We start from the raw sequence: 5,080 nt of genomic DNA on the forward strand, positions 1-5,080 counted from the left end.
TATTTAGCAAATACTATATTTATCTATATACTGTAAATACCATAGATATGGCTTATAACTACTTCTCATATACCTTTAACCTATATGATGGTATTTCTAGTTGCAATATATTAATTGCTAAATATAAGTCTAGATATGAACTTGGTTTAGAAATTTCAATGTATATATTAGAACTATAATATTTTTCAATATACGGATTATAATCTGGTATAATTAAACAAGCTAATGTCTCATTTGATTTAAAAATCTTTACTACATTTATTCCATATAAAGTTAAATATCTACTGATATTTCCTAATGATATTACATTAATCAATGCATATGGTACATTACAAGCATAATTTGGGACTAATCTTTTATCAAAAGGACATACTTTAAAAATTGGAAAAGAATATAGGTCAGATTTTTTTGAATATATTTCAATTGAATTTGAATAATTTATAACGTCTTCTACTAAATCGCTATTAACTAAATATGTAGATTCTTCATTAATATCAATAACATACCTATATGCCAAATCACCTAACCTTGTTAAATACTGTTTAGCAATACAACAACTTTCTATTACATTCCAATATATACGAGTCTCAAATGAAAAATTATTATCTAAATCATAATTAATACTATATTCCATTCCATCTATTAAACTAATATCATCGATATATTCAATAATTTTTACTCTATACATTTTATTAATATCTCTTAAATCTATTCCCTGCCATTTAAAATTTGAAAGTATGAAAGAGTGATACAAAGATTTAATTAATTCTATATATCGTGTATCAGGTTCTAATATATATTTAAATCTATATTTTTCATCTGAAAATTCAAAATAACCCACATACATATCAGATATTTTATCGATGTCATATACATATACACTAGATAAATATTCTGAATAAATTGTTATCTCTTCATCACATATCATTTGAGATAAAAAATAGTCGAAATTTGAGCATTTAGGCAATGCACAGGTATAAATTGTAGGGCTTTGCCTTAAAATGCCCTTAAACGCGCTTCTAAGGTCAGATATGCCGTTTTCTAATCTAGTTAATATCTCCTTTTCAAATATTTTAGTATGTTCTAAAAAAGTTTTTCTATCTAGCATAATTCTCCTTTCACAAATAATATACAAAGAAATTAAAAAAGTTAAAATATGAAAATTTAAAAAAACTAAACAAAAAATTACAAGAAAAAAAATAAAAAAAAATTGCACTAATATTTTCAAGTGCAAAAAAAATTTTATATTATTTCGTTAAAAAAAATTAAAATTAAATTTATACAAAAAAAGTATAGATTTTTCTCTATACTCTTTAATAATCTATTTAACTTCTTTTATACTCACTTCATAATTACAAAATACCATAGTATATATCTGTAAACCATCTAACTGCTCTTCTTTAAAATAGTCTTTGTATTTCCTAGTTTCTACTTGTTCTTTTGCTTCTTTATGTTTATTCTCTATTTCATTTGGTGTTTTTGCGAGTTTTAGTTCTATTAATTTTGATTTTCTTAATACATCTTTGGGTAGTAATACTATATCTACTTCCCCTATACCTGCTTTTTGTTCTACTTTGGCTATATAGTAACCTGATAAGTTAAATAAAGTTGCCACAAAGGTTCTATAGGCTTTCTCATATGTCTTAATATCTTTTGCATATACTTGCTTTAGTATATCATGAAATACCTGTTGCATTAATTCTATATCAAATCTATCTACTGCTTCTTTAAGTGCAAGATATTTTTCATTTTTTGCTCTTGATAATATTGAACCTACCATATTTTGAATTGCTTTTTTAATTCCTAAATTAGGAACTCTTACTGATATTCTACAATCTGAAATTTGTACTGCTGTTAAATAACCTGCATATAGTAAAAAAGTATAAAAAGCTTCTGCATCACTTAAATTCTTATTCGTAAATTCTTTTTTTAGTGTTACTGCTATTGTTTCTCCACTAACTAATTTAAATAATTCTTTTGATAAATTACTTGTATCAAAGTAATTTGATAATATATTTTCCATTATACTATTTGAACCTGTTGCAACCCAGTATGATTTAAGTACTGCATTTCTATTTACAGTTAAAATATCTAAGGCTCTTGATACTGAATTTGGATTATATATATCTCTATTTCCTATTCTATAACCATCATAATATTCTTTTATTCTTTCACGCTCACTCATTAAATCTAGTTTTTCTAGCCAATAATCTACTTCTTCTTGTGTGAAACCGAATAAATCAGCAAATTTATCTTCTTGATTATCTAATACATTACTTATTACTCTATTATTTAATGCTGAAAATATTGAATTAGCTGTTAATTCTGTTATTCCTACCAATACTGCAAAATGTAAATCGGGATTACCTTTTAAAGCTGTACCAAATAAAGTTCTAAAAAAAGATATTACTTCTGGCAATTCATCTTTATCAAGCATATCTATTACAAAACTATCATATTCATCTATTAATAATATTGGTTTAACACCTTCTACTTCATGTATAGCCCTTGTTAATAATTGAAGTGATTTATCTAATTCTAATGCTTTTTCCCTTTTTTCTAATATATTTAATATTTTACTTTTAACTGCAAAAGAAATATCTTTATCTTTTAACTCATAAAAGTATTCTAATAAAAGGTCTTGTATTGCATATTTTACGTCATTTAGATTTTTTGCTTCTCCATTTTTAAAATCAAGGTGTATTACTGATCTAGTTCCTAAATATTTCATTTTTTTTGTCTTGGCTATCTTTTTATCACCAAAAAATTCCAATGCCTTTTCTTTTTTATTTTTATTAAAGAAAAAGTTTATTGTATCTAAACCAAGTGTTTTACCAAATCTACGTGGTCTACATATTAATACAGTTTCGTTTATAGGATTACCATTATTATTTATTAGTTTATCTATAAGCATTGTTTTATCTACATAAAAAGTATCTTTTTCTATTTTTTCTGCACTAAAACTCGTCTTAAACTCTACCATAATATCACCCTTTCTTTTATATATTATATTCTCTATTCACATATATTTCAAGTCTCAAAAAAATATAATAAAAAGAAAAGAGAGATTTCTCTCTCTAATCATCTATTAATTTATTAGAATTTATATTCTGCTCCTAATGTAGCTTTCATTTCAGTTTCACTATATCCGAAATCAGTTACAGTTTTTGTAGCTTTAAATTTAACTGGTGTTTCAACACTTGTTTTTAAAGTTAATTTTTCAATTGGTTTATATTCAACTGATAATTTTGGTATAACTTCAAATACTATACCAGTTAATGATGGTTTTTTGTTAACAGGATCATTTGAAGCTTTAACTCCATTAAATTCAGATTTAGCTTCTAAACGTGGAGTTATAGTTAACATATCATTAACAACACCTTTATATTCTCCATAAAGTCCAAATTTAAATTTACCTTCCATTTCTGCTGCTGCCTTAGCATTATCATATTTTCCACCTAATAATGCATGTCCACCAACTGTAAAATTCTTGTATGTATATTTAGCTTTTGTATCTAATCCATAACCTACTAATAATTTATCATTTACTGATGCAATTGGGAATACAATTTTAGTTTCTTTTGATTGTAATTCTACAAATGGATTCCCTGTTAATTCAAATCCATCTTTTTTCCAAGTAGCAACTATATCAAATTTATTAGAAATATCACTTTTTGCAAATCCTTCGCTTGTATCACCAAATTTTTTCCAATCTTCTAATACTTTATAATCTTTTATTTCCTTATCATATTTATTATCACCTGTATGTATCATCATATCAAATTTATTATTAAATTTAATACTAGTTTCATCATTTATCATTCCACCTGCACCTAATTCAACATGCGCTTTAACATTAGGTTCAAATTTTTTAGCTTTTACTTGGTAATCATGTTCTACCTCAACCTTAGCAATTATATCTTGCGCAACTTTTGTTTTACCTTTAATTTCAACTTTATGAGTAGAATCAAATTCTGGATTAAATGCTGCTGTTGTTGCTATTTGCATTTTAGCTTCTGTTTTTGTATTAAATATATATTCCATATCATCTTTTTTATATTCGACATTTGCTTCTCCAGTAGTTTTTATTTTTTTATCTGCTGGTGCTGTTTTGGTTAAATCAGCAAATCCTAATTGTCCTTTTACATATGTTGATAAACCTTCAACCTTAGTAGGTATTTCATATTTAGCGTATACGTTTATATCTTTAACTTCTAAGTTTTTTGCTTCAAATACATTTTTATTTGTAGCATCATCAAATTTTACTGATAGTCCTCTTTCAAATTTTAAATCTCCCCCTAAATGAAATCCAGAACCTGCTATATTAACATCTCCACTTGTTTTTAGCATATGACCTGAATGATTTAACATTTCAGAAAATGCAACATCTTTATAATGTTTCATTTTGTGTTCAGTCTCAATTTTAAACTCCCCTGTTGTTGCCGCTGCAACTGATGCTATTGAAGCAACAAGCGCTGACAATAATAAAATTTTTTTCATAATTATCTCTCCTTTTTTCATAATTCTAATTCTTTTTAGAATTTCTTAGTATGATTTTAACACTAAAATGGCTAAAATGCAATACTTATGAAGAATTTTCTAAAAATATTACTTCATTTACCCTTATTTTATTTAGTTTTTAATTTTAATGTTTTTATTGAAGTAATTATTTTATTAAATCTCCCTAACTTATATTAATATACCATATTTACGACAATTTTTCAAGTTTTTTTAATAATAGTATAATTCTTTTTTCATTTTTTTGTGAACTTTTACAAAAAGTTTTTCTTTAATAACTCATTTAATTTTCTAGAATAATTCATAATTTATAGCTATTTTTCGTGGTATAAATACATTATAAATATAATTAAAGAAAATGATAATTTATGTCTAAAAAACTTAAATAGTTAAAAAATTATATTCACGAATTATTTCTTTAATAATATTTTAAAAATTAGTTATTCTACTGCTAAAATATCTATCAAAAAATATATTCCATTATTAAATCGTCTTAAATTATACATAACAAAAAACGACTCCTAATTTGAACTTTTATTTCAAGCCATTTTAGGGGTCATTT

General features: G+C 24.6%; 3 protein-coding genes. All 3 read right to left on the reverse strand.

Annotation, left to right across the window (positions count from 1 at the left end):
• Positions 1-58: 58 nt before the first annotated feature.
• A complete protein-coding gene (locus tag AWT72_RS07965) occupies positions 59-1,108 on the reverse strand; it encodes a hypothetical protein (RefSeq protein ID WP_067143384.1) in 1,050 nt (349 codons plus the stop codon).
• A gap of 213 nt (positions 1,109-1,321) precedes the next feature.
• Positions 1,322-2,983, reverse strand: coding sequence for an AAA family ATPase (locus AWT72_RS07970; RefSeq protein WP_067143386.1), 1,662 nt, complete (start codon positions 2,981-2,983; stop codon positions 1,322-1,324).
• A 113-nt stretch (positions 2,984-3,096) separates the two neighbouring features.
• On the reverse strand, positions 3,097-4,500 hold the full coding sequence (locus AWT72_RS07975) for a hypothetical protein (RefSeq protein WP_067143389.1): 1,404 nt from the start codon (positions 4,498-4,500) through the stop codon (positions 3,097-3,099).
• Positions 4,501-5,080 lie beyond the last annotated feature (580 nt).

It is taken from the genome of Oceanivirga salmonicida, from assembly GCF_001517915.1.
In the GTDB taxonomy this organism is placed as follows: domain Bacteria; phylum Fusobacteriota; class Fusobacteriia; order Fusobacteriales; family Leptotrichiaceae; genus Oceanivirga; species Oceanivirga salmonicida.

Excerpts from the sequence above, each read along its gene's own strand:
- AWT72_RS07975 (WP_067143389.1), bottom strand. The coding sequence starts at position 4,500 with ATGAAAAAAATTTTATTATTGTCAGCGCTTGTTGCTTCAATAGCATCA.
- AWT72_RS07965 (WP_067143384.1), bottom strand. The coding sequence starts at position 1,108 with ATGCTAGATAGAAAAACTTTTTTAGAACATACTAAAATATTTGAAAAG.
- AWT72_RS07970 (WP_067143386.1), bottom strand. The coding sequence starts at position 2,983 with ATGGTAGAGTTTAAGACGAGTTTTAGTGCAGAAAAAATAGAAAAAGAT.